The sequence below is a fragment of the Archangium lipolyticum genome, assembly GCF_024623785.1.
Classification (GTDB): domain Bacteria; phylum Myxococcota; class Myxococcia; order Myxococcales; family Myxococcaceae; genus Archangium; species Archangium lipolyticum.
The window spans coordinates 43,727-69,799 of record NZ_JANKBZ010000020.1 but is presented as its reverse complement, the minus strand read 5'-3'; the positions used below and the strand labels follow the sequence as shown (position 1 = coordinate 69,799).

Sequence of the window (26,073 nt, the reverse complement as noted above, 5' to 3'; positions counted from 1 at the left end):
GCTCGGCGCTGCGGTCCTCTGTCTATTGTGGCTTTTGTCGCCGCGGTTGCAGGTTCGGGCGGAGGTGTTCTCTGCCTCGTGCCGCTCCTGGCCGTGGCCTCGGCGGACCCGGTATCGGAATTGCCCGCTGGCTCGCTATTCGCCGAGGTGCTGAATGCGAATCCATGACCTCCTCAATGAGGCGTTTCTCTTGATTGGCAACTTACAGCGAGCGGCTGAATTCACTGGGAAGGGGGACGAGGTCGCCCTCTGGCAGCACCTGCGCGAGCACTGGAATTTCACCGTCACGGCCGGCCAGGTGTACGTCTTCGAGGACTACCTCGCTGGCCTCGATCCCGCGCGCACCGCCTACGTGAGTACCGCCTTCAACGCGCGCGCGGATGCGATGTCCCGACAGACCATGGCCATGCTGCTCCGGACCCTGGATGAAATGGCGGAGCCAGAACGGAAACGGCGGCTCCTCATTCTCATCGATCTGCTCAACTTCATAGCGGCCACCGATCAACAGGAGGCTCTCGCACGCTATCTCAAGGATTCTCGTTCCGATGATGCTCCACCCGCCCTCGCCTTTTTCGATACTCGCGAGGAGGCAGATACCTGGCTGAACCAGCTCGCGGCCCCTCCCAGCTATGGCAAAGTGATGATCGGCGACGAGTATTACGAAATCTGGTTCTCACGCGAGGACAACATTCGCGAGCTACTGCATGACTCTGTGATGGAGTATTTCCTCGAGGATTTCGAGTCGAAGGCCCTGCCTCCCGCCGCCGCGTCGTTCAACACTCGCGAGGAGGCCATGGAGTGGTTGGCGAATCACCCCGCCTCTCCAACATCCCTGGTGATCATCGCGGGTGAGCGCTACCACGCCGTCAATCACAAGAAGTTCAATCGCCACACCCTTCATTCCCTTTCACGCCTGAAAGAAGAGCGGGCGAAGAGAAAGGCCGAACTCGCACAGCAGGACAATGTAGAAGTAGAGCCCTCCAAGGATTGAAAGAAGACATGCCCTCATGAGAGGTGTCGCTCCCCTACTAGATTGCCGAGGGCTCCACTTTCGCTCAAGATGGAGATATGCGACGTCTTCCTCTGTTCATTTTCGTGACGTTCCTTCCACTACTGCTCGGGATGACAGGAGTGGAATACACGCCGAACATCACGCAGCAAGCAACTGCCGCGACAAGCCTCGTAGGCTCGCTGGTTCCTGAAGGTCTCACGACTCCGGGTCTTGAGACAATCGCTAGCAAGCGGCCCGGCTCTCGTTTCACACAGAAAGACAAGCTGACCGTCAAACAGGACAATGCTTCTCGAAATGGGGGCAAGACTCAGTGCGAGAAGTGTGGTGTCGAGACGGTTCCAGCTCAGCAGCATCAGAAGGGTGTTACGCCTCCCAAGAACGAGACGCAGGTCGACCACGTGGTCCCCAAATCAAAGGGCGGCCCTGGAACTCCCGATAACGGCCAAGTTCTCTGTCGGGATTGCAATATCAAGAAGAGTGACAAGGAACAGTAAAGGTGACTCGACCATGACGGAGCACGCTCCCTCACAGCACGTAAAGCTACTGTTCGAGCTGGAACAGGACGAGGACGGTTACCCGCCAGCCAGTGCGGAAACACTCTGGGCCATCAAGGTGGGTGAGGGTCTCTTCAAGATCGATAACATTCCGTTTTTCGCGCTCGGCGTCGCCGTGGACGACATTGTTTCGGCTGTGCCAGAGGAGAGCGTCTTTCGCTTCAAGGAAGTCGTTCATCCCTCAGGACACAGTACGATTCGGGTCATCGTCTACGACCCCTCGGATGTGCCGGCTGTGCATGCGCACTTTCAGCAATTGGGATGCTCGACGGAACAGAGCCATCTTCCCCGACTCCTCGCCGTCGACGTGCCGCCCACGGTCTCACTGGAAAAGCTGAGGCAGGAGCTAGACTCTGGCAAGGAAGCGGAGCGATGGGGCTACGAGGAGGCCTGCCTGGCACAGCCTTGACGGAGACTCCCTACCCTGGCGAGTCACCCTCGAAGCTCGATACTCCCGTCCGGACGAGGCCGGAGACCAGTACCGTCCGCTCCAACTCGGCGGGGTTGAGACGAAACCAGCGGGCGACGAGCAGAACCTCCTGCGCCTCGTGGGCACGCAAGCCCACCGTCCTGGGCTCGGGCCGCTCGAAAATCTCACTCGCCTTCTCCTCCAACGCCAGGCGTTCCCCAGGCGTCTGGGGCGCGGAAAGCTCGGCTCGTACGCTGCCCCGGCGCACGATGTAGACCCGGTCCTCTCCGTCGTGGCCCGGCACCGTGTAGAGGAACGAGAGACGCTCCACGTCCTGACCGACCCGGACCAGTTCCGCCTGCACGCCCTCCAGGGTCTCGGCCCGATCACGGAGATCCGCGGCGTATTCGAACTGGAGGCGGCTGGACGCCATGCTCATGCGCTCGCGCAGCTGAGCGAGCGGCTGCTCCGTGAGTCCATTCAGGAAGTTTCGCGCCTGGGCAACACGCGCGAGGTACTCGGTGCGCGTGCACCCTCCCGCGCACGGGGCCACGCAGCGCCCGACCTGTCCCCGGATGCAGCGTGGATCCTCCCGGAGTCCGAACAGGTCGATCTGATCCGCCAGCCGCATGGGCGTGTCCGAGGGACAGTCCCGCAGCTCCAGCAGATCCGACACCGCCCTCACCGCCTCCACGGCACGCTGCCGGCCGCGAACGGGCCCGAAGTACTCACAGCCATCGTTGATGACCTGCCCCACGACCAGCAGGCGAGGCACCGGCTCGCGCGTCAGCTTGATGAAGCACAGCAGGCTGTCTCGCTTGTGCTCCACGTTGAAGGGAGGCCGCCAGCGCTTGATCAGCCGGAACTCCTCCAACAGCGCGGCGAACTCGCTCGGGACGTACTCCCACTCCACCTCGTGCGCATGCCCGATGATCTCCGCGGCCTTCTCCCCTCGCTGCGCCCGGAAATAGGAGAGCAGCCGCGTCCGCACCTTCACCGACTTGCCCACGTAGAGCACCTCTCCCGAGGGTCCCCGCATGCGGTAGACCCCGGGACGGTTCTCGGCACGGGCGCGAACATCCGCGCGCAGTTGTGGGAGGCGGCTCGAGCTCACTGAACCGCAAAAGGTACAGCCCACACACATCGGGCGCCGACAGCCAGCGGGGCGGGCGCCTCGGGAACGGCGGAGGGGGGAGCGGAAGAGCGGGCGCTCATCCCGCTCCCCAAGTGCCCTCCTTACTGCCTCACTGGTCGTCGCACGGCGTCCCCAGGCGGGCGCCCGTGTACACGCCGAGCTCGTTGTAGATGAGCGGCAGGTTCTCGGAGAGCGGCACCGTGCGCAGCTCGGTCTTCTTCTTCTTCTCGACCCAGATCGAGGGGGCCTCCTTGTCCACCACCAGCCGCAGATCTCCCTTCTTCGTCGAGAAGATCTCCCCCTCCGAGTCGGAGACCACGTCCGTCATCTTCTGCTGCTGCAGGTTGCCCTTGGGGCCGATGAACACCCGGAACTTCTTCTCCTCGGACGGATGGAAGCCGCGGTCCACCAGGTAGTAACGGCCCTTCTGATCGCGCAGCAGCGCATAGGGCACGTATTTCTGCGGGTTCGGCTCGAAGGTGGCATTGCCCAGCACCTCCCGCGCCTTCTCGAATTCGAGCATCGAGAACGGGATGATCCGCTCACCACAACGGACCTCGCAGAGCTTCTGCTCCTCCTTCACGTTCACCTCCGAGTACACGCGCATGTCGAGCCCGCGGAACGAGGAGTTCATCGTCTTGTTGAAGAAGCGCGGCTCCAGGAAGTGATTGCCCGTGAGCACCCAGGGAGGAGGCGCCACCGGGACGAACTTGCGCCCATCTCCATAGGACAACTGCACGCCCTGCTTCTCATCGGGCGTCACCACCACGTAGTGACCCTTCCCATCCGTGCACACCTGCGTCTTCGCCACACGAATCCCCTCCGCGAGCGTCTCGCCCTGGCCTCGTGAGGACTCGAGGTTCTCCTCGAAGTACCTCGTGGCGAACTCCTCCTGGTTCGCCGCGTCCACGGCCGTCGTCCAGCCCACCCGGCCCGCCCGCACCTCCAGCTTCATCGCCTCGCCGAACCGGCAGGAGATCTCCTTCACCTGCGCCTGGATGGCCCTCTTCGCCTCGAACGACTCGCACAGCCTGCGCAGCGACTCGAACGGCGTCCCGCAGTAGGAGGAGATGCTGTACTGCTTGAGCTGCTCGTCCGAGACGCTGCCCCAGTCGATCGTCGCCTTCACCGAGGTGCCACACGCCTCGTTCATGGACTTCACCGACTCGGCGAGGCCTTCCTCCGACTGAGCCGTCTCGGCCTTGCGGTCGAAGGCCATCAGCTTCGTGAGGGTGCCGTCCGACTGCTGCTTCTTGTGCAGCGCGTACACGTCCTGGGCCTTCAGGGCCTTGGTGCGCGCGTCATCGAAGGAGACCTTGAGGCCATCACGCCGGCCGGGAGTGTTGAGGTAGTTCGTCTTACGGCCGCCCGCGTTCGTGTCGATGACGAAGGTGGAGAAGGCCCGTCCGCGCCACTGCGTGGTGTAGTACACGTCGTCGCCCGACTCGCGGATCTCGTAGGGGAGGACCTTGCCGTCGAGCTCGCTCCCCGTCCCCTGCACCTGGATCAGGGCCTTCTTGCTCTCGACGGGGGTGAGCGGGACGACCGCCACCTGCTCCCCCTCGGGGCCGGAGAACACCTTCGCCGCTTCCACGGGAGCCGCCGCCCGCGCGGGGACCGCTCCCAGCATTGCTACCGCGATGAACGTCGCCAGAACCGCTCTCACATCTTCCTCCTGTCGGGTGCGCCAGGACCTGGTCCGATGGCGCGAGCGCTCACAACTAGAGCTGGATGTCGTGCTTGTCGCAGAACTGGCGGACCCGCGCACGCTCCTTGAGGGACATCATCGACCGGCCCTCCCGCCACCTCGCGTTGGCGTGACCAAGAGACCCTTGAGTGCAGTAGACACGCGTGCTCAGGGAGAACCCCGCTCCTGACGGGCGGATCCGCAGGCTCCGTGCGGCGAGATCGAGCGCCTCCTGGGTCTTGCCCTCGGCCAGGGCGAGCTCGCCTTGCTCCAGCATGCCCCGTACCTCCTCCGGCACGGCCTCTCCCGGCGAGGACACGCGAGAGGCGGGGCGGCGCTCGACGACGGGAGCCACTGGCGGAACAGGGGCAACAGGGGCAACCACCTTCACCGGGGCAGGTGCGACGGAAGGCTCGGGTGGAGCCGGCGCCTTCATCGCCGGAGCCGGGAGCGCCACCACGACGGTCGTCTCGGTGGGCCCCCACGTGAACCGGGGCCCGAACCACCAGCCGGCGGCCACGCACCCGAGAAGCAGTACCCCCGCTCCCGCCATCAGGCCCGCCCTCGGAGCGGGGCGGCTCAGCGTCACCTGCGGCGCGGTGGCGGGGACGACCGGGGCGGCGGCTGGCCGCTGCTGGGACATCACGGTCGATGAGGGAACGTAGGTCGCTTCGACTCCAGCCTCCTCCATCGAGGCGGCTGCCGGGGCCGGAAAGCGTGCCGTGGACGAGGGCACATGCGTCGCGGCGAACCCGCCTTCATCCATCGCGTCCGGAGCCGGGAGGCGCGCCGTGTCGAAGGGCACGTGCGTCGCGGCGAATCCACCCTCCCCCTCCGGGACCGGAATGGAGCGTGCCCGCGAGGAGGAGAACGAGGGCACCGCGATTCCCGTGAGCGACTGAAGCGGGCTGCCGGTCAGCTCCAGGACGAAGGTGGCGACATCCGGCTGGCGATCCCCCGGGTTCTTCGACAGCGCCCGCTCCACCGCCGCGAGAACCCGCGCGGGCACCTCTGGACAGAGCGTCGCCAGGGGCTCGGGCTGCGTGTGGACGATCCGGAAGATCACCTGCACGACGCTCCCGCCATCCCCCTCGATGGCGAACGGCGGCGTCCCGGTGAGCATCTCGTAGACGATGCACCCGAGCGCGAAGAGGTCCGTCCGGGCATCGATCTCCCGGTTCTTCCCCATCGCCTGTTCGGGCGACATGTACTGCGGCGTGCCCATCAGCACGGCTTCCTGGGTCTGGAGCGTCTGCGAGTCGAGCATCTTCGAGATGCCGAAATCGAGCAGCTTCACCCGCTCGTCCACCACGCCGCCGGAGTCGGTGGGGACGAGGAACACGTTGGCGGGCTTGAGATCGCGGTGGACGACCCCGGCGCGGTGCGCCGCCTGGAGGGCCGAGCCGATCTGCCGGACGATGGAGAGCGCCTTGTCGAGCGGGAGCCGGCCCCGCTCCAGCCGCTGCTCGAGGCTCTCGCCGCGCAGGCACTCCATGACGAGGAAGGGCGTGCCATCCGGCAGGGCGTCGAAGTCGACCACCTCGACGATGTTCGGATGGCCGAGTTGGGAGGCGATCTCCGCCTCGCGGCGGAAGCGCGCGTACAGCTCGGGGTTCTGGCTCGCGCTGTTCCGGAGGACCTTGACCGCTACCTGGAGGCCGGAGAGCCGGCGATGTTGGGCCAGGAAGACCGAGCCCATGCCCCCCTTTCCGAGCAGCGAGGTGATCTCGTACGTGTCCCGAAGGACCGTGCCCACACGAATTTCACTGGCAGCCGGTTGGGTCATGGAGAGTCGGGCGCACCAGGGGCCCCCTCCCGAGACTTAGTCCGCTTTGGCCCCCCTTCGCCAGTCACCCCCGGGCGAACCGCCGGGCGGTCTCGACCAGCGAGGAGAGATCGAAAGGCTTGTGCAACACACCCGCGAGGGAAGGATGCGACACCGGCAGGGCACTGATGGCGACCACCGGCACCCCATCGAGCCCCGGGTCGGCCCGCATCCGTTCGAGGAAGGCCCAGCCGTTCATCCGGGGCATGATGAAGTCGAGCAACACCAGTGCCGGTCTCTGACCTCCGTGGAGCCACGCGAGTGCTTTCTCGCCGTCGGCCATGCACGTCACCTGGAAGCCCTCGTCCCTCAGCAGCTCCTCGATGGTGTCCCGCAGGTCGGACTCGTCCTCGACCAGGAGAATGACAGGCGGAACTCCGGCCGGGGTGGACATGGTGGGCGCTGCTTAGGCCAGCGGGCGGCGGAGAACCAGGGAACATCCGCCGGGTCCGACCCGGCGCATCCTCCGGGTCTCAGTGCTCCTCGAACATGGCCTGGAGGACGCGCCAGGCGAGCTGGACCTCGCGGCCCGAGCGGCGCGAGAGGAAGTCGCAGATCTCCGCGACATGATCGGGCCGCTCGCGCTCGAAGTTGTGGAACAGCGTCCTCAAGGACACATTGAGCCCCACCGACAGCTTCGACAGCGTTTCGAGAGACGGGGAGAACGAACCGCGCTCGATGCGCCGGATGGCGTCGACGGACAGTTCACTGCGCTCGGCGAGCTTCTCCTGGGTGAGTCTCCTTGCGTTCCTGAGGCGCCGCATGTGGTCGCCGAAACGGAGAGGCAACTGTCCCCCCCCGGACAGCCTGTTCTTCTCGTTGTCCATACGCACCGAGAATAATTGGTGGGCTACCTCTCGATGTGAAGTGCGCATGTTCTGGGATGGACGCTGCTTTCAGCGTCAAGCCCTCAACCACCAAGGGGCATCGTCCGGCGGTACAACCCCGCGCCCAGCACCAGCATCAGGGCCTGCGAGGCCTGCACGTGGAAGAGCGGATCGTGCAGCAGCGACAGCAGGCAGAAGAAGGCAAGTGCCCCGAGCGCGCCCAGGCCCTCGGGCCGCTTCAGCGGGAAACGCCAGGCGAGCCAGCCCAGCAACACCACGAAGAGGATGGCGCCCGGTACGCCCGCCTCGGCGGCCATGCTGACGAACTGGTTGTGAGACTTGCCGGCGTGCTCTCGCGCCTGCTGCGGCATGTCGGGAGTGGCGTAGAGGCGGGCCTGGAAACGTCCCGCGCCCACGCCGGTGACGGGGTGCTGGCGCACCGCGCACAGCCCCGTCTCCAGCAGCGCCGCCCGGCTCCCCGAGCCCTTCTCCGTGGTGCTGTTGAGGAAGCGCTCGCGCAGGGGCTGGTTGAGGGCCAGCGCCAACCCGGCCAGCCCCAACACCGCGGCGCACGCGGGCAGGCCCACGCGCCTCGGCAGGCCAATCACCACCACCAACCCCATCACCGCCACCAGGGCCACGCTGGCCGCTCGCGCGTACGGGAAGAGGCCCACGGCGACGAGCCCCACCCCCGCCACCGTCAGCGCAGCAATGCGCCGCCGGCCTTGCAGGTGCAGCCCCACGCCCAGCGCGAAGGCCACCGCCATGCCGCCGATGTGCGAGAACTTCAGCCGGTGGAACAGCAGTCCCCCGGCCATGAAGCGATCCTCCGTGCCGGGAACGAGCTCGTAGACGCGATCGAACGGGATGCGCGTCCACGCCAGCGGCGCCCAGGCCTCCGGCGGCGGCCACACCCCGAAGTGCTGCAGCCCCGCCACCGCGCACGAGATGAGGAACACTCCACCCAGCACCCACGCCAGGCGCACCCGCCGCGCCTCCGACAGGGCGCCGAGCGCCACCGCCGCCACGGGGATGCCCACGAAGTCCAGCAGGCGCGCCACGCCCGTGCCTCTCGGTGGGTTTCCGGAGAGCAGCGGCGCCAGCAGCGCCCACGCGAGGAAGGCCACCAGGGGCGCCCAGGCGCGCAAGGCCCCGCGCACGGTGACGCCGTTCCGCCGGGCCACCACCACCGCGCCCAGCGCACACCCCACGAACCCCACCGCGGACACGGCCTCCAGGAACAGGCAGCCCACGCCCCACAGGGACAGGAACACGAGCAGCCAGCGCTCGAGCGCCTCGGGCCGCACGTTCACGTGCTTCGTCTCCGCAGCCAGCCCTCGCCCTGCATCCACAGCAGGGCCGCGGCCACCACCAGCAGCGCGACCGGGAGCCACGCGGCCACCGCCGGTGACATGCGCTCGGAGATCGCCAGCGTGCGGGTCACCACCATCAGGCCCCACATCGTCACCGAGACGAGCAGACCCTCGACGATGGCCACCGTCAGGTGCCCCTTGCGTCCCGGGCGCAGCGCCAGTCCCACCGCCAGCAGCGCCGCGGGAAAGCCCGCCAGCGGGTAGGCGAAGCGGTTGTGGAACGCGAGCGAGAACCGCCCCGTCTCCAGTCCCACCTCCCGGCGCGCCTGGATCTGCTCGCGCAGCACCGGCAGCCCCATCTGCTCGGGCCGGCCAGGGCGGATGCGGAAGGTGTCCGGGGTGACGCCCAGCTCGTACTCGGCCTCGTCCACCTGGTGCACCTGGGACTGGCCATCCTTCGTGAACGAGCGCTCCACCACGCCGCTCAGCTTCCAGCGGCTGCCCTCCACCGGGGACATCGTCCGCGCGTCCAGGCGCCTCGCCAACCGGAAGTCCGGGGTGACGGTGAGGATCGCCACGTTGCGGAAGCCTTCCTGCGCACTGCCCGCACGCAGGTAGAAGATGTTGTCGCCCCGGCGGAACCACTGCTTGGGGCTGTGGTACAGGCCCCAGTCGCCCCAGCGGTTGAACTTCTCGGTGGTGATCTGCTCCACGCGCCGGGCCGCCTTGACGACGACCCACTCGTCGAACGCGACGAGCCCCACGCAGGCCACCGCCACGCACAGCGCCACGGGCAGGTAGAGGGCGCCCGGTCCAAAGGTCAGGGCACGCATCGCCGTCACCTCGCCGCGCTTGCGCAGGGAGGACACCGAGGCCCCCGCGGCCAGCAGCAGCGCCGCCGGCCCCACCTGCTGCGTGGAGACCAGCGCCTTGTTGGCGTACAGCAACATCACGTTCCAGACCCAGCCCTCGCCGGTGTAGTTGCGCGCCCGGTCGACGAAGTCCACGACGAGGAACACCGTCACCACCGCGGCGAGGATGCCCACCGCGAACTGGAGGTACGTGCGCGCCACGTAGCGGAAGAGCGTCCGGTTCACCGCACCGTCCCCGAGCGGTTGACGCGGTACATGGCCACCACGCCCGCCGCGCAGAAGAGGATGTTGGCGAGCTGGCCCGCCAGCGGCACCGGCAGCTTGCCCTGCTGGCCCATCTGCTCGAAGAGCCGCATGAGCAGGTAGAAGAGCACGTAGCCGCCCAGCGTGAAGAGGTAGCCCCACGCGCGTCCGCCCTGCCTCCGTCCGATGGCCAGCGGCGTGCCCAGCAGCGCGAAGGACAGCGGCGCGAGCGCGTGCCCCACGCGGTTGTGCAGCGCCATCAGGAAGGGCCGGGGATCTCCCCCGGTGCGCTCGGCCTCGTCGGCGGCCTGGAGCAGCTCCACCGGCGTCAGCTCCTCCTTGGGGGAGCGGAAGCGGTTGCGGCGCCCCATGGAGCCCTCCACGCCCACGGCGATCTCACCCTTCTGGAAGGTGACGACCGAGTAGGCCGAGGAGGTCTGATTGGCCCGGTGCGCCTCGCCATCGCCGAGCACCAGCGTCAGCACCTGGCCGGCGGTGTTCGTGTTCACCTGCCCGTTTTGCGCGAGCATCAGCAGGGGCGAGGACGGCTCGCGGTCATCGTGCAGCAGCACGTTCGTCCACCGGCGCTCCTCGCCCTCCACCGTCTCGGCGTAGAGGGTGAGGTTGGACAGGTCCTCGTAGAAGACGCCCGACTTCACGTCGCCCACCACGTTCTTCTTGATGATCTCCGCCACGAACTCCTTGACGCTGGTGAGCCCCCACGGCTCGGCGGTGGAGGTGATCAGCAGCATCAACGCGGCCAGCACCGCGCCGATGGCCAGCGGCCCCGCGAGCAGCTGCACCGGACCGATGCCGAGCGCCTGCAGCGCGGTGAGCTCCCGGTCCTCCGACAGCCGGCCCAGGCCCAGGAGGATGGCCAGCAGGAAGGCGATGGGCAGCGCCATCATCAGGAAGTGCGGCGCGAGGTAGAAGATGAGCTGCCCCATGTCCTCCAGCGTCACCGCGGACCCGAGGAGCACGTCCGTGCCCCGCAGGAACTGCATGACGAAGAGCAGCAGGAAGAGGAACGCCACCCACACCACGAGGGGGATGACCAGTTCCTTCAGCAGGTAGCGTGCGAGCAGCTTCACGGCGTCGTGCCAGGCGCCCTCAGACCCTTGGCGCCGATGTCCCGGCGGAAGTGCATGCCCTCGAAGCGGATGCGCTCGATGGCGGCGTACGCCTTGGCGCGGGCCTCCGCCAGGTCCGCGCCACGCGCGCACGCGGTGAGCACCCGGCCACCGGCCGTGAGCCACGCACCGCCCTTGTCCTCCACGCCCGCGACGAATACGGGCGCGTCGGCCGGAACGGAGTCGACGCCCTCGATGCGGTCACCCTTCCTCGGCGCCTCCGGGTAGCCGTGGGCGGCGAGCACCACCCCCACCGAGGCCCCCGGGTGCACGGCGAGCGGACGGGACTCCAGCCGGCCACGGGCGCACGCATCCAGCAGCGGCAGCACGTCCTCCGCCAGCTGCATCATCAACACCTGCGTCTCGGGGTCCCCGAAACGCGCGTTGAACTCGAGCACCCTGGGCCCATTGCGCGTCAGCATCAGCCCCGCATACAACGCGCCCCGGAAGGGGATTCCCCTGCGCCGCAGCGTCGCCAGCGTCGGGGCGATCACCTGCTCGCCCACCTCGGAGAGCTGCGCGGGAGACAGGAAGGGAGCCGGTGCATACGCGCCCATACCGCCGGTGTTGGGCCCCGTGTCACCCTCCCCCACCCGCTTGTGGTCCTGTGCCGGCGGGAGCAGCACGTAGCGCTCGCCGTCGCACAGGGCGATGACGGAGACCTCCTCGCCCTCGAGCAGCTCCTCCAGCACCATGCGCTGGCCCGCCGCGCCCATGAGGCCCACCGCGCGCACCGCCTCGCGAGCGGCCTGGACGTCATGCGCCACGATGACGCCCTTGCCCGCGGCCAGCCCGTCCGCCTTCACGACGATGCGGCCCTGGGCCATGGCGTAGGCCTCGGCGTCGGCCACGTTGTCGAAGACCTGGAAGCCGGCGGTGGGCACGCCCGCCTCGGCCATGATCTCCTTGGCGAAGGCCTTGGAGCCCTCGATGAGGGCGGCCCCGGCCACCGGACCGAAGCAGGGGATGCCCGCCGCGGCGAGCGCATCCGCCACGCCCGCCACCAGCGGCGCCTCGGGGCCCACCACCACCAGGTCCACCTTCTCCCTCCGAGCGACGGCCACCACCGAATCGGGAGCGTCCGCTTGAAGTGGGACGTTGGTTCCCACGCGAGCGGTGCCCGGATTGCCCGGACCGATCAGCAGCTTCGTCAGCAGCGGACTCTGGGACAGCTTCCAGGCGAGCGCGTGCTCTCGCGCGCCGGAGCCGAGGAGAAGGACCTTCACGTCAACCTCGTTTGTCGAGCTGGTAGAGGATGCGCTTGGCGGGCAGGTACGACGGGTCGAGCCCCAGGAGCCGCACCAACCGCGTGCGCACGTCATTGCGGCTGGTGGCCGCCTCCAGCTCGGCCAGCTTCACCTCGGCCGCGTACAGCTTCGGGGAGAGCGTCACCGCCTCGCGCAGGGAGCGCTTGGCCTGCTCCTCCTGCTTGGACTCCATCATCACGAGTCCCAACACGAGGTGGGCGATGGCCACCTGGCGGCCGCCGGCCACCGCGCGGGCCGCGTGCCCCTTCGCCGCCTTCATGTCCTTGCGTGCCATGGCGATGAGGGTGCGGTAGGCGAACGAGGGGGCGTTGTTGGAGTCCACCTCGGCCACCTTCTTCAGCATCTTCTCCGCCGCGGCGCCATCGCCCTGGTGGAAGCGCAGCAGGCCCTCGTAGAGGTGGGGCAGCAGGTCGTCGTCTCCCCGGGCGATGGCCACGATGGAGCCCTCGAGCCCATCGAGCAGATCCGCCGAGCGCAGGTAGAAGGGCGTGAGGACGGGCCGCGGAGCGAGCCGCAGCGGATCCGCCTGGAGCACCTGGGCGAGCACGCGGAAGGCCTCGTCCCGGCGCCCGTCCTGGGCGGCGGCCACTCCGGCCAGCAGCATCGCGTCCGCGCGGCGGGGATCCATCCGCGCGGCCTCCAGGAGGACCGCCAGCGCCTCGGCGGGCTTGCGCTCGAGCAGCCGCAGCCGGCCTTCCAGCATCTTCTCCAGCGCCGGATCGTCGAGATGGCCCCGGAGGGTGGCGAGGTGACCGGCCGCCGCCGCGGCGTCCTTGCGCGCCACGGACACCAGGAAGAGCTGCAGGCCCGGCGCCGGGTTGTTCTTCGCCAGCTCCAGGGACTCGCGGGCCGCCTTGGCCGATGCCTCCAGGTTCCTGGACAGACGCTCCACCGCCGACAGGTGCAGCAGCAGCTCCGCCACCTCGCGCGGCTCGTACTTGTCACGGTTGCGCAGCAGGCCGCGCAGGGCCCCCAGGGAGCCGGACACGCCGCCCTCCACCTGGTAGCGCATCACCGCGATCGCCAGCAGCGCCTGGAAGTCCCCCGGCGAGCTCTTGAGACGCGACTCATACAACTGGCGCGCCTTCTCCGTCTCGCCCACCTCCAGGTAGATGCGGGCCAGGGTGGACCGGGTCTCCCAGTGGTCGGGGTCCTGCTCGAGCCGCTTCTGCAACCGCTCGATCGCCAGCGAGTAGTCACCCGCCGTCTCGTCGGCCAGCGCGCGGTAGTAGTGCACGCGCCGCAGATCCGAGGCGATCGCCAGCGCCGAGTCGAAGTGCTGGTTGGCCAGCTCCCGGGACGACGTCAGGAACACGCGGCCCAGCACCAGGTGGGCCTCGGCCTTCTGCGCCACGACACCCTCGCCGCTCCCCGCCAACACCTCCTCGGCGAGCTTGCGTGCCTGCTCCATGTTCTCCGACTGACCGGAGCGCGCGAGCAGCAGGTTGGCATGGGCCACCAACAGGTCCGCGTTGCGGCTGGCCCGGCTCTCCGCGGCCTCGATGAGCGCACGCGCCTCCTCGAAGGTCGGGTCATCCATCCCCGTGCCGAGCCCCAGCGCGATCGCCTGCACGTAGCCACCGATGGCCGTGTCGTTCCCCGGGTCCAGCAGCAGCGCGCGCTGGAAGGACTCCGCCGCCTGCGAGTACGCCAGCCGCTGATCCTTGGTGAGCAGCGTCTGCCCCTCGGCGAGCAGCTGCTTGCTGTCACCGCCACTGGCATCCACGAACATGAGCCGCCAGCGAGGCAGCACGGCCTCCACCGCCGGAGGCAGCGCGGCCGCCGCGGACTGGCTCGACGACTTGGACGAACCCCCACCCCCGCCGCTCTGCCCGCCCACCAGCTCCTTCACCTGGGGCACGAACATGTACGCGGCGCCACCGCCTCCCACCAGCAGCAGGACCACTAGGGCGGCAACGAGTCCGCCCCGCCCGCTGGAGGCGGTCACGGCCACTCCCGCCGTCACGGGACGCTGCGTCCCGGCACGGGCGGCGCTGCGAGGCTCGGCCGACAGCGTGGGCGCCGTGGCCCGTGCACCACTGCCCGGCTCGGGCGGCAGGGACGTGGCCATGGAACCCGACCCATCGCCCGCCGACATCGGCGGCAGGTCGAGCACCTCCACGGACCGGACCTCGGGCATGGGAGCGGCCGTGGACTTCTGGATGCGCTGCCGGCAGTCCTCGCACGCGCCGAGCGCCTGATCGAACGGATCCACCAGCGACTTGCCACACTCGCGGCACGCCTTGAGCGTCGCGGCGGGAGCCTGGGCCCTCACGGGGGCGGGAGCCGCCTGGGGCTGAGCAGGCGGCGACCCGAAGAAGTCGAGGAGCGGATCACCCCCCGGAGCCGCGGCGGGCGGCGCGTCGAAGCCCGGCGGTGCGTTGAAATCGAAGATGCCGTCGTCCGCCGGCTCCGGGAGCGCGGGAGAGGCCTGCACGGGCGCGGCCGCTGGAGGAGGAGCGCTGAATCCAGGCGGCGCGTTGAAATCGAAGATGCCGTCGTCCGCCGGCTCCGGGAGCGCGGGAGAGGCCTGCACGGGCACGGCCGGCTTCGGCTGTGGGGCCGGAGCGGTAGGCCTGGCCTGCACGGGCGCTGGCGAGGGCGCGGGCGAGTTGAAGTCGAACAGCGCGTCGTCCGACGGCTCGGGGAAGACCGGGGCGGCCGGCTTCGGCTGCGGAGCCGGGGCAGCGGGCCTGGCCTGCACGGGCGCGGCCGGCTTCGGCTGCGGAGCCGGAACGGGCGGCGGGGGCGGCGCGATGTCGTCGAACAACAGATCGCCCGTCGGAATCGCGTAGCCCGGCGTGGCCGGCTTGGAGTCGAGGATCGGATTGATCGGATTGGAAGGAGACGACTGGGTGAGATCGGCGAGGTCGCCGAACAGCGCGTCCTTCGACAGGGCCGGCGAGGACGACTTGCCGCCGATCGCGGAGAGGTCGTCCATCAACGAGTCCGCCCCATCGTTGGGATCCGGTGCGGGCTCGAGATCTCCGAGGTCTCCGAAGAGCTCATCGGTCAGGGACGCGGACGGCGTCGCTGGCCTCGAGGCCACGGAGGGAGCGGCGGCGGGCTTCGCCACCGGCGCGGCGGGTTTCGGCGCGGCGGCGGGCTTCGCCACCGGCGCGGCGGGCTTCGGCGCGGCGGCGGGCTTCGCCACCGGCGCGGCGGCCGGGGCTGCGTCCGGTTGCGCGGGAGCATCCTCGCGCTTCACCAACTGCAGGTGGCGACAGCGCGGACATTGCGCGCGCACACCCTTGGGGGTGATGACCCGGTCATCGATGGCGTAGGCCGCCGCACATTTCTGGCAGGTAATCCGCATGGCTCAGTGGCGGAAGTGTCGCACTCCCGTGAGCACCATGGCCATGCCATGTTCATCGGCCGCCGCGACGATCTCTGAGTCGCGGACCGAGCCGCCAGGCTGAATGACGCAGGTGGCCCCCGCCCGGGCGGCCTCGTCGAGCCCATCCCTGAAGGGGAAGAAGGCATCCGAGGCCACGGCGCTCCCCTTGAGGGCCTCTCCGCCCCGCGCGGTGGCGATCTTCGCCGAGTCCACCCGGCTCGTCTGCCCGCCACCCGCCGCCAGGAGCCTGGAACCATTGGAAAACACGATGGCGTTGCTCTTCACGTGCTTGCACACCTTCCAGGCGAAACGCAGGGCGCGCTCCTCCTCGGGGGTGGGTGCCCGCTTGCTGACGACCTTCCACTCGAGCGGCGGCTCGACGGAGTCCTTGTCCTGGAGAACCAGGCCGCCAGACACGCTCCGGGCCTCCAGCTGGGACCTCGGGCGGGCGGTCGGCGAGGCCAGCCCGGGACCAGCCTCCAGCAGGCGCAGGTTCTTCTTGGCCGCCAGCACCTGGAGGGCCTCGGCGGAGTAGGTCGGGGCGATGACCGCCTCCAGGAACGTCTCCGCGAGCGCCTCGGCGCAGGTGCGGTCCACCTCGCGGTTGAGCGCCACGATGCCACCGAAGGCGGACACCTCGTCGATAGCGCGCGCGGTGCGGTAGGCCGTCGTCAGGGACGCATCCACCGCCACGCCACAGGGGGTGTTGTGCTTGATGATGACGGCGCAGGGCTGCTCGGGGAACTCCAGCACCAGGCCGAGCGCCGCATCCAGGTCCAGGATGTTGTTGTACGACAGCTCCTTGCCCTGGAGGACGCGCGAGAAGGCCACGGTGGGCTCCGCGGGCGCGGCGTGCTCGCGGTAGAAGGCGCCGCGCTGGTGCGGGTTCTCGCCGTAGCGCAGGCCCTGCACCTTCCGGAACGGGAGCGCCAGCTCCTCGGGGAACGGCTCGCCGGCCTGGGCCGACAGCCAGCCCGCGATGGAGGCGTCATAGGCTGCGGTGTGCGCGAAGGCCTTGCGCATCAACCGCCGGCGCGTCTCCTCGCTGGTGGCGCGGCTCTTCTCCAGCTCGGCCAGCACGGCCTCGTAGTCGTCCGGGTCCACCACCACCGTCACGTGGCGGAAGTTCTTCGCCGACGCGCGCACCATGGCCGGCCCGCCGATGTCGATCTGCTCGATGACGTCGGCCTCGGGGGCACCGGAGGCCACCGTCTGCCGGAAGGGGTAGAGGTTGACGGCCACCAGGGAGATGGGAGCAATGCCATGGGCGGACATCTCCGCCCGGTCGCTCTCCAGATCCACCCGGCCGAGGATGCCGCCGTGGATGCGAGGGTGGAGCGTCTTCACCCGCCCACCGAGGATCTCCGGGCTCTGCGTATGCTCGGAGACCTTCTTCGCGGGGACCCCCGCCGCCTGGAGCGCGGCGAGCGTGCCCCCGGTGGAGAGCAGCTCGAAGCCGAGCCGGACGAGACCCTGCGCGAAGGGGACCAGACCGCGTTTATCGGAAACGCTGAGGAGAGCCAGCACGGTATCGCACGCCTCTGTCAGAGAGAGGCGGCCCGTCTAGCAACCACCCCCCTGGGTGTCAACGAAGCGTACGGTCCGTGTCGCCCAGTGGCTCCCGGCCTGATTTTCAGGGCTTGCGGGCGGAGACCGGGGGTTCGGCCTCGGTGGCCTCTCGCAGCTTCATCAGGCCGCGCGTCTCCACCTGGCGGATGCGCTCGCGGGTGAGGTTCATGATGGCACCCACCTCCTCGAGCGTGATGCCACCCTTCTCCGCCACGTCCAGGGCGCAGGTGTGCTCCAGCTCCCAGATCTCCTTGTCCGGGAAGTTGAGCTTGATGGAGCCCGTCTCCGGGTTCACATCCAGATAAAGGTTGTGCTTGCAGGACACGAAGAGGCACGGGCGAGGACCGTTCACACAGTCCGCCCGCGTCTTCGGACGCTGCGAATCGACCGCGTTGAGGAGATCTCCCTCCTCCGGGTCGATCTGGCCCGTCAGGCGACGGCGACGCAGGTCCCGCGCCATCTCCTTCCGCGACATCGTCTTCGAGCGACGGCGCTCCGCCCCACCCTCCGCTTCCGCGGGCGCCTCCTCCTCCGGCCGCTGCTGCTTCACTTCAGACATGTCCCCTCCAGCAATGTTTCCACTCTACCCCTCCCCAGCCCCCCATCCTATTGAGAACGGAGCTTTTCGTCTCGGTGTGCGGTGACCGCACTCCCCAACCGGGCCACGTCCCTGACCAGTTCCCGGGCCCTCGCCCTCAACGTGGCCAGCTCCTCCTCCAGTGTACGCCGGTACTCCGAACCAAAGGCACGCTCCCCCAGCTGATCCTGAAGACCATCGAACACCTCGGAGAGACCCCGCTCGAGCTGATCGATGTGGTTCTTGTGGAAGAGGAAGGAGCGCTTGATGTCCTCCAGGGTGTGACCCTCGGCCATCATTTTTTTGATGGCGTTGATCCGCCGGACTGATTCCACCGGGTACAGGCCCCGGCTTCCCTGGTGCTTCCCCTTGCGCCCCACACGGCGGCTCCGGGGTAGCAGGCCTACCTGCACGTACTTCCGGAACGTGGCTTCGGAGAGCTGAACACCCCGGGGCTGGAAGATCTCGACGATCTGCCTCGCGGGCAGACCGCCAGCGAAGTCGCGCTCGATGCGCTCTAGCTCCTCGGGATCCAGCAACCGCGTTCCTTCCATTGAATAGATGCTACTGAATGGACGGCATTGAATGCCAGAGAGGCCGTGAAGCTGTCAAGACAGACCTGTAGCGATCGGTAGCACCGGGCGTACGGATGCCGGGCGCGACCGGGCGGACCCGGGCGGGTTGGGGGTTACGCGCGAGCGCGAGGCGCGGGAGGAGGCACTACCGGCGGACGCGGAAGGTCTTCATCACCTTGCCACCAGGCTCGAGGGTGAAGCTCACCGCCTCGGTGCTGGCCGGGTGCTTGAAAGTGAGCACATGGTTGCCCGGCGTCACCTGGAAGCTGGCGCGTCCCTGCACTTCCTTCTTGAGGAGTTTGTTGTCCAGGTAGACGTCGGCGTACGGGGTGACCAGGACGGTGAGGGTCCCCCTGGCCTGGGCGACGGGCGCGGCGGGCGGCTCCGGCGGCGGCGGGTTCTGTCCCGTGGCTCCCGTCGCCTGGGCCGGAGGAGGCTCGGCCGGCGGCGCCACGGCCACCACGGCACCAGCATCGGAAGAAGGTGGTGTGGCGGCCTCGGGCTTCACCTCGGGCCCGGGGACGGGCTCCTTCTGGGCGGAGGGAGTCGCCGTGACGGTGGGACCCGCGGCCGGGGCCGGGGGCGCCGACTGCTTCGGAAACACCAGGGCCACCACACCGCCGATGAGCACCAGGGCTCCCACGCTCGCTCCCACCCAGAGTCCCTTGCCCCCGCGCTTCGCCGGAGGGGCTTCCTGCGTAGAGGTGACCGCGGGCAGCGTCTGGGCCATCCGCGGGGGGGCGGCGGGATTCGACGCGGGAGCGGGAGCCTCGGAGGGAGCGGCCCGGGTCTCCGCGACCCTCTCGGCGTCGCGAGACAGCACCTGGGTGGACGCCGAGACCAGGGAGTCCTCGGGCGGGGGGGCGCGTACGGACCTGCTGCGCCCCGAGGCCGCGCCCGTGGGAGTCAACACCGCGGTGGACTCGCGCTGGACGGACGCCCGCGGAACGGTGGAGTCCGCCGCGGAGGGCGTCTCACCCGTGCGGCTCCGTAGGCGCGCGCTCCGCTGCGAGCGATCCATCAGCGAGGCCGGCATCTGGATGAACTGCGTGAGGGGCGCGTCGAGGAGCCGCCGCACGAAGGTGCCCACGTCCGTGTCGTCCACGCTCCGGGCATGGCTCAGCACGCACTGGGCCAGGGCGCGCTCCAGCTCGCCGGCCGACTGGAAGCGGGCCTCCGGATCGCGCTCGAGCGCGATGGCCACCACCTCGTCCAGCTCCTCCGGCACTTCCGGGTTGAGGCGGGCCGGCGAGGCGATGACGCTCTCCTGGACCGCCCGGAGCACGGCGAGCTCCGAGTCCCCGTCGAACAGCCGGCCTCCGGTGAGCATCTCCCAGAGCACCACGCCGAGCGCGAAGACGTCCGTGCGCGCGTCCACCGCCTCGCCGCGCGCCTGCTCCGGGGACATGTACGCGAACTTGCCCTTGAGCACGCCCGGCTGGGTCAGCTTGTTGCCCGCCTTGGCGATGCCGAAGTCGGTGAGCTTCACCGCGCCGTCGAGCGACAGCAGCACGTTGTGCGGGGTGACATCGCGGTGCACCAGGTGCAGCGACTCCCCGTCCGCGCCCTTGAGGCGGTGCGCGTAGTGCAACCCGGCCGCCACCTGCGCGCCGATGTGCGCCACCAGCACCGGAGGCACGGCCACGCCCTTCTCACGGCAGCGCTTGCGCAGGTCCCACAGCGAGCAGCCGCGCACGTACTCCATCGCCAGGTAGTACGAGTCCTCGTGCTTGTCGAAGTCGAAGATCTGCACCACGTTGGCGTGGTTGAGCCGCGAGGCCAGCCGCGCCTCCTCGATGAACATCCGCACGAAGCCCTCGTCATCCGCCAGGAACGAGCGCACCCGCTTGATGACGACTTCCTTCTCGAAGCCCTCGGGCCCCGTGGAGGCGGCGAGGTAGATCTCCGCCATCCCGCCCTCGGCGAGCTTGCGCTTGATGACGTACTTGCCGATGGGGGTGCCTGCTTCGAGAGTCAAGACGGATATCCCAGAGAACGAGCTAGAACTTCACCAGCACCCGTGTGTGGGTGTTGGGCTTCACCTCGACCCGCTGGGTGCGCGTCCCCATCTCCGGGTTCGAGAACTTGCATTCGTACACGCCGGCGGGCAGTTGCACATCCGGCAGCGGGGTCGTCCCCAGGTTGCGCCCACCGCAAGCCACCTCGGCCCACGGAGTGACCGCGAAGCGCACCGAGCCCCGGCGCGTCTCCTGCGAGGACGGGCGCTCCACCGCGGCCACCGTGGACCGGACGGGCTCCGGCTTGTGCTCCTCGCGGGGAGCCTCGGCCAGGGGCTCGAGCTCCAGCACCACCTCCTGCGTGGGCCCCTCCCCCACCCGCACCGTCTTGGAGAGCGGGCGGTGACGTGGTGCCTCCGCCAGAAGGCTCAGCTCCTGTCCAGGCGTGGCCGACACCACCCCCTGGCCCTTCTCGAGCGGCTTGCCATCCACCGTCAGGGTCACCTGCTCGGGCTTCGTCCGCAGGGTGAGCGTCACGGACGCGGCCACGGCCGGCTTCGGCGCCTCGCGCGGAGACGGAGCTGGCTCCACCGGGCGCTGCGCCGTCGCGGGCCGGGTCTCCGGGGCGGGCGCGGAGCTCAGGGCCCACCAGGCGCCCAGGCCCAGACCCACCACCACCCCCGCCACCACTCCCACCACGGCGAGCCGTCTCGACTTCCGGCGTGGAGGCACGGCCGGCTGCTTCGCCCGGCTCGAGCGCACCGCTGGCTTCTCGGAGGGAGTGGAGCGCGGCGGCTCCTCCCCGGGCTCGGGGGCCGGGGCCCGGCGGATGTCCACGGTGCGCCGGGGCTCCAGCGCCTTGCGCTCCGAGGAGCCGCGCGACTCGCTCCGGGAAGCCCGGGCCGGTAGGCGCCCCGTCCCGAACTGGTCCGAGGACTCCAGGGGCTGGGTCCGGGCGGGATCGTCCCCGTTGCGCGCGCTCGCCTCCTCCCGCGAGCGTGGCGCCGCCATCGTCTCGGCGCCGGACTTCTCGACCGCCTTGTAGCCTCCCGAGAGGATCTCGGCCTCCTCCACCAGCACGTCGCCCAGCCGGGCCTCCTCGGCCAGCCTCGCCGCGTAGAGGTCCTGCATGAAGGCCGCCACATGCGCCGAGGACGACGGCAGCTGGTGGGCGACGAGCCAGTCCTCCAACGCGAGCTGTAGCTGCACCGCCTCCGAGTACCGGTCCGCCGGCTCCCGCGTCAGCGCCTTCATGACGATGGGATCCAGGTGCGCCGGGACGCGCGAGTTCACCTGGGAGGGCGGCAGGATCTTGCACTCGGCCACCGCCTGAAGCGTGGACATGTCGCTCGGGCGCTTGAAGAGGCGCGTGCCGGTGAGCAGCTCGTAGAGCACCACGCCCAGGGCGAAGATGTCGCTGCGGCGGTCCAGCTTCTGCCCCGCCGCCTGCTCCGGCGACATGTACGAGTACTTGCCCTTGAGCACCCCCGAGCGCGTGACGGTGGCCTGGTCCGCCGCCTTGGCGATGCCGAAGTCCACCACCTTCACCCGCCCCTCGAACGTCACCAGGATGTTCTGCGGGGAGATGTCCCGGTGGACGATGCCCAGCGGCTTGTTGTTGGCGTCCGTCTTCTTGTGCGCGTAGTCCAGGCCGGCACAGGCCTCGATGATGACGCGGCACACCAGCGGCACCGGGATGAGCTGCCCGCTGCGCTCGGCGCGCTTCCACACCCGCCGCAAATCCTCACCATGGATGTACTCCATGGCGATGAAGAAGCTGTCGTCCTGCGCCCCCAGGTTGAAGATCTGGACGATGTTGGGGTGGTTGAGCCGGGCGGCGATGCGCGCCTCGTCCAGGAACATCCGGACGAAGTCCTCGTTCTCCGCCAGGTGCGGGAGGATGCGCTTGACGACCAGCAGCTTCTCGAAGCCCTCGGGCCCCCGCTGGCGCGCGAGATAGATCTGCGCCATGCCGCCCATGGCGAGCCGCTTGATGAGCTGGTAGTTGCCGTAGGTTTCGATCGACACGGTGCGCCCGGGCGCTTGAGGGCCCCGAGCGTAAGCGCCCCGGCGGGGAGGGTCAAACCTCCTGTCGCACGTCCTCTTCCTACCCCCCTCGGCGGGCGGGCGCGCGGACCTGGCGGGTCTCGCGCATGAGCACCTCCAGCTCGTCCAGGTGCCGCTGCAACACGGGCATCAGCAGCGGCGCGGCATCCACCCGGTCGAACAGGTCCAACACCCGGTCCACCCGGCGCTCGATCTCCGCGGCACGGGCCGGGGTGATGCGGCGCAGGAGCAGATCCACTCCGGCCTCCATGAGGACCCGGGCCACCGCGTCGCGGGAGACCAGCGGCTCGTCCTGCCGGCGCTGCCCTCCACCTTCGATGACGCGCAGGCCGCCAGGCGAGCGGGCAGGCGGGGACGTACGGCCGGTGAGCGGACGCTCGGAGGGGGAGTTGTCGTCGTGCTGTCGGGAGCTCACCGTCGCCTCCTGCTGTGGGGACGACCTCAGGGTACTCAGCATGGGTTGCTCTCCAATTTTCCGGTCAACCGCACAGACCGGTGCAGAGCTGTAGCACCCGGGGCCGACATGTCTCGCCGGAGGCCGATTCATCGGCCCCGGCGAGGTTTCCCTCCCCCACTCTCAACCGCCGCAGGCGCGGCGGTAACGGATCTCCACCTTCGCACCCGGAGAGGGGGCCGTGGAGAAGACGACGCTGTTGGTGGCGCCGTCATATGTCCAACCCGTGGTCACCTGCGAACCATTCACGCGCACCACCAGGCTGCCCGCGTCCGGAGCCTCGCTCAGGGGAAACCGGTCCTGGGCGGAGAAGGCCTTGTTGGCCACGGCGCGCAGCAGGGGCGCGTAGTCGGGGGTGCACACGGAGAGCACCTCACCGCCGGTGCGGGCCGCGGCCTCCGCGTAGCGCGTGCCGGCGCCGCCCGAGGTGGGGCAGCCCGAGGCCGTGGGCGCGATGGCGTAGATGGTCATGCGCTGCGGCTGGTTCGCGCCCTTGCGCCCCTGGAGGAAGCGTACGTAGGTGTCCACGCTGTCGGGCGAGTGGTCGTCCTCGTCGCCCATGAAGACGACCACCAACGCCGCCTCGTCGCGCAGGAAGCCCCGGTTGCCGTCGTTCGGCTCCGGCGTGCGCGGGTCATCCGCGCCGTTCACCAACGGCTCCGACAGGGCGCGGCGCACGGCCTCGAAGCCCTGCTCCACCGCGGCGCACTGGCCCACGTCCACGTTCTTGCGCAGCACCCCCGCCAGGTCCGGCGTGTTGTGGGTGAGGATGCGCGGCCCGCTGTTGTCCACCGGGAAGAAGCGGCCCGCCTCGCCCCCGCGCGCCCCACCAGGGCAGGCGTTGGTGGCGGAGTCGATGCCGGTGGTGGTGACGGCCACGTGCAGGTCCACGCCCTTGGCCAGTGCCGCGTCGGCGAAGGCGGGCATGGCCGAGACGATGCGCGGCTGCTCCTCCACCATGGACGCGGTGTTGTCCACCACGAAGAGGACGTCCACCTTGGAGCCGTCCTGCTGGACGAAGGCGTCCGTCTTCTCCACGTTCTTGGAGGACTCGCCGATGAGCGGGACGAGCAGCGGCGCGGGCAGATCCGACGACGCCACGAAGAGCGGCGACAGGTTCAACCCGTTCACCTGGGCCAGGTAGCCCACCTCCACGGTGAAGGCGTCACCCGGCGCGAGAGTGAAGGGCGTGCCCGGCGTGTCGTTGAGCACGAACTCGCCATCCGTGGTGCCCGGCCCGATGTTCACGCCCGCCACCGTCACCGGAGCCCGGCAGGCGTTGAGGTAGTTCACCTCGCGCGGAACCATCGGGCAGTCCGGACGCGCGACGCCGTAGTCCACGAAGCGCGGCGAGGGCACCAGGCACGCGTTCTGCGAGTGGGCCGTCAACGGCACCAGCACCAGCGGGTGGGTGGGGTTGGCGGGCTCGAGCTGCAACACGCCCGAGAAGTCGCCCCCCGTCGCGGGCGCGGAGAAGGCCACCATGAAGCTGAACCAGTCGCCCGGGTACATGACGAGCCCGTCCAGCTCGCCACCGGGCATGGTGAACACCCCGCCCCCGTTGTCGCGCAGGCGCATGTTCTTCACCGCGCAGAGATCCCCTCCATTGTTGGCCACCTTGACGCCCAGCACCGCGCCCTTCCCGGGCGCCACCGTGCCGAAGTCCAGCGCCACGGGGGTGATGTCCAGCGTGCACGGCGCGTGCTCCTGCGCGGTGCCCGTGAAGTCGATCTCCGTGGTGTTGCCCGAGTACACGTCCGTGGTCATCAGCAGCCGGCCCGCCGCGGCCCCGGCCCGCATGGGCTCGTAGAAGACCTTGAGGTTCACTTCCTCGCCCGGCAGCAGCCGGTGGGGCAGTTGCTGCGGCGTGACGTTGAACTGCACGTCCGTGTCCGGGTGCCCGTCCAGGGAGTGGAACTCGAGTCCGTAGAGGGTGAGCGGGCCTCCGTTCGAGGCGCCACAGTTCTTCACGTTGACGACCACCGCCGTCTTCGAGCCGAGCGGCTTGCGTCCGAAGTCATGGGTGAGCGGCGACACGCACAGCTCCGCCGCGCCGCCGAAGCCGCGCAGTGGCACGTCCGTGGTGGGGTTGCGCTTGCTCTCCACGCGGAAGGAGGCCTTGTTCTCGGCCGGCCCCATGTGGCCCGGGCTGTAGCGCATCTCCCACGAGCGCACCTCGCCGGGCGCCAGCACCAGCGGAAGGCCCGGGGCCCCGTGACTGAAGGAGGCATCCGTGCCCGCCAGGGTGAGCGCCGTCACCGTCATGGGCTCGGTGCTGATGTTGTGCAGACGCGCCAGCCGGAAGCTGTCCTTGTCCACCGGGATGGAGCCGAAGTCGAGCTCGGGCGGCTCGGCCACCACCGCCCTGTCCAGCGACTCGGCCGCCACCTGCACCGCCACGTCCGAGCAGCCCCGGCACGGCGACACCGCCAGCGCCACCTGCTTGCGCCCCACCCGCCCCGGCGAGAAGGTGATGGGCACCTCGCGCTGCTCCCCCGGCCCCAGCGACACCGTCGCCGCGGAGAACTCGTCGCGATCCGCCCCCAGCACCTTCGGCGTCACCTCCACCTCCATGTCCGTGGGGTTGATGACGGTGACGTTCAGCGTCTTGCTGGACTCGGCCTCGATGCGCCCGAAGTCCAGCTGCCGCGGCGACACACGCGCCCACGCGTCCACGCCCGCGCCCTGCAGCGGAATGCGGATGAGCGGCTCCCGCTTCGCGTCCGAGCGCACCACCAGCGTCCCGGGCAGCGGCCCGGACTCGGACGGAGCGAAGCGCACCTTCAGCGTGCACTCGCTTCCTGGCACCAGCGTGTGCGGGCCCTCGTGGGTGAAGGCCACCTGCCAGGCTCCGGCCGGTCCCTCCACCCAGGCCTCGTCCACGTTGATGCGGGCCCGGCCGACATTGCGCAGCACCACCTCCGCTTCGCGCCCGTCGAAGACCGCCACCCGTTGGAAATCCACTCCCCCTGGCGTCGCCGTCAACCTGCCGTCGGCGATGACCGGGCGGTCGCGATCAGCACACCCGGTCAACACCACCAGCACTGCGAGGACCCACAGGTCCCAGCGCCTGCTCATGGCTCCCATTCCCCTTCCCACCCTCACACCCAGCCCAAGACCCACACGAGTACCTCGCGGGATCAGGGTGCGAAGCTAGGCACCCACCCTGGGGTGGGCAACGGCCACTCCGGGGCCATTGTCCGGGACTCGTACACACCTGTAGCTCCCACCTTTCCCGCGTGTCCGATTCCTGTCGGAACG

At 69.3% G+C, this 26,073-nt stretch carries 20 protein-coding genes; 3 read left to right on the top strand and 17 right to left on the bottom strand.

The annotated features are described in order from the left end of the window. Window positions 1-154: 154 nt before the first annotated feature. The 3 genes from NR810_RS33435 (at window position 155) to NR810_RS33425 (ending at window position 1,975) form a co-directional block, all read left to right on the top strand. Complete coding sequence (locus NR810_RS33435; protein WP_257458508.1) at window positions 155-991, top strand: hypothetical protein; 837 nt, start codon at window positions 155-157, stop codon at window positions 989-991. Window positions 992-1,068: 77 nt separating this feature from the next. Further along, window positions 1,069-1,506, top strand: coding sequence for an HNH endonuclease (locus tag NR810_RS33430; RefSeq protein WP_257458507.1), 438 nt, complete (start codon window positions 1,069-1,071; stop codon window positions 1,504-1,506). Window positions 1,507-1,519: 13 nt separating this feature from the next. Next, window positions 1,520-1,975, top strand: a complete 456-nt coding sequence (locus tag NR810_RS33425) for a DUF4265 domain-containing protein (RefSeq protein ID WP_257458506.1) — start codon at window positions 1,520-1,522, stop codon at window positions 1,973-1,975. A 10-nt stretch (window positions 1,976-1,985) separates the two neighbouring features. On the opposite strand, the gene NR810_RS33420 is transcribed toward NR810_RS33425, so the two are convergent. The 17 genes from NR810_RS33420 to NR810_RS33340 all read right to left on the bottom strand — a co-directional run bounded on the left by NR810_RS33420 (window position 1,986) and on the right by NR810_RS33340 (window position 25,890). Beyond that, window positions 1,986-3,014: a UvrB/UvrC motif-containing protein gene (locus tag NR810_RS33420; RefSeq protein ID WP_257458505.1), complete on the bottom strand. Its 1,029-nt coding sequence runs from the start codon at window positions 3,012-3,014 to the stop codon at window positions 1,986-1,988. 205 nt (window positions 3,015-3,219) lie between these two features. Beyond that, a complete protein-coding gene (locus tag NR810_RS33415; RefSeq protein WP_257458504.1) occupies window positions 3,220-4,776 on the bottom strand; it encodes a hypothetical protein in 1,557 nt (518 codons plus the stop codon). 55 nt (window positions 4,777-4,831) lie between these two features. Then, window positions 4,832-6,553 (bottom strand): serine/threonine-protein kinase, encoded by a 1,722-nt coding sequence (locus tag NR810_RS33410; protein ID WP_326522530.1) that lies wholly within the window; start codon window positions 6,551-6,553, stop codon window positions 4,832-4,834. Between the two features lie 94 nt (window positions 6,554-6,647). After that, entirely contained in the window at window positions 6,648-7,016 is a 369-nt protein-coding gene (locus tag NR810_RS33405; RefSeq protein ID WP_257458502.1) for a response regulator, read from the bottom strand. Window positions 7,017-7,095: 79 nt separating this feature from the next. Next, window positions 7,096-7,449, bottom strand: coding sequence for a helix-turn-helix domain-containing protein (locus tag NR810_RS33400; RefSeq protein WP_257458501.1), 354 nt, complete (start codon window positions 7,447-7,449; stop codon window positions 7,096-7,098). Window positions 7,450-7,532: 83 nt separating this feature from the next. After that, the gene (locus NR810_RS52640) at window positions 7,533-8,762 is read right to left on the bottom strand and encodes an O-antigen ligase family protein (RefSeq protein WP_257458500.1); all 1,230 of its coding nucleotides are present in this window, start codon (window positions 8,760-8,762) and stop codon (window positions 7,533-7,535) included. Continuing rightward, on the bottom strand, window positions 8,759-9,859 hold the full coding sequence (locus NR810_RS33390) for an LptF/LptG family permease (protein ID WP_257458499.1): 1,101 nt from the start codon (window positions 9,857-9,859) through the stop codon (window positions 8,759-8,761). The genes NR810_RS52640 and NR810_RS33390 overlap by 4 nt, the downstream gene beginning before the upstream one ends. Beyond that, window positions 9,856-10,968 carry an LptF/LptG family permease gene (locus tag NR810_RS33385; RefSeq protein ID WP_257458498.1) on the bottom strand — a complete coding sequence of 371 codons (1,113 nt, stop codon included), beginning with the start codon at window positions 10,966-10,968 and terminating at the stop codon, window positions 9,856-9,858. The genes NR810_RS33390 and NR810_RS33385 overlap by 4 nt, the downstream gene beginning before the upstream one ends. Next, entirely contained in the window at window positions 10,965-12,233 is a 1,269-nt protein-coding gene (gene purD, locus NR810_RS33380) for a phosphoribosylamine--glycine ligase (protein WP_257458497.1), read from the bottom strand. The genes NR810_RS33385 and purD overlap by 4 nt, the downstream gene beginning before the upstream one ends. A 1-nt stretch (window position 12,234) precedes the next feature. Continuing rightward, a complete protein-coding gene (locus NR810_RS33375; protein WP_257458496.1) occupies window positions 12,235-15,591 on the bottom strand; it encodes a tetratricopeptide repeat protein in 3,357 nt (1,118 codons plus the stop codon). A 3-nt stretch (window positions 15,592-15,594) separates the two neighbouring features. Continuing rightward, the gene (purH, locus tag NR810_RS33370; protein WP_257458495.1) at window positions 15,595-17,139 is read right to left on the bottom strand and encodes a bifunctional phosphoribosylaminoimidazolecarboxamide formyltransferase/IMP cyclohydrolase; all 1,545 of its coding nucleotides are present in this window, start codon (window positions 17,137-17,139) and stop codon (window positions 15,595-15,597) included. 106 nt (window positions 17,140-17,245) lie between these two features. Beyond that, entirely contained in the window at window positions 17,246-17,740 is a 495-nt protein-coding gene (locus NR810_RS33365) for a sigma factor-like helix-turn-helix DNA-binding protein (RefSeq protein ID WP_204219956.1), read from the bottom strand. A 47-nt stretch (window positions 17,741-17,787) separates the two neighbouring features. Continuing rightward, a complete protein-coding gene (locus NR810_RS33360; RefSeq protein WP_257458493.1) occupies window positions 17,788-18,312 on the bottom strand; it encodes a MerR family transcriptional regulator in 525 nt (174 codons plus the stop codon). 166 nt (window positions 18,313-18,478) lie between these two features. Beyond that, a complete protein-coding gene (locus NR810_RS33355; RefSeq protein WP_257458492.1) occupies window positions 18,479-20,311 on the bottom strand; it encodes a serine/threonine protein kinase in 1,833 nt (610 codons plus the stop codon). Window positions 20,312-20,333: 22 nt separating this feature from the next. Next, window positions 20,334-22,319: a serine/threonine protein kinase gene (locus tag NR810_RS33350; RefSeq protein ID WP_257458491.1), complete on the bottom strand. Its 1,986-nt coding sequence runs from the start codon at window positions 22,317-22,319 to the stop codon at window positions 20,334-20,336. 79 nt (window positions 22,320-22,398) lie between these two features. Continuing rightward, window positions 22,399-22,773 carry a hypothetical protein gene (locus NR810_RS33345; protein ID WP_257458490.1) on the bottom strand — a complete coding sequence of 125 codons (375 nt, stop codon included), beginning with the start codon at window positions 22,771-22,773 and terminating at the stop codon, window positions 22,399-22,401. Between the two features lie 162 nt (window positions 22,774-22,935). After that, a complete protein-coding gene (locus tag NR810_RS33340) occupies window positions 22,936-25,890 on the bottom strand; it encodes a choice-of-anchor D domain-containing protein (RefSeq protein ID WP_257458489.1) in 2,955 nt (984 codons plus the stop codon). Window positions 25,891-26,073: the final 183 nt, after the last annotated feature.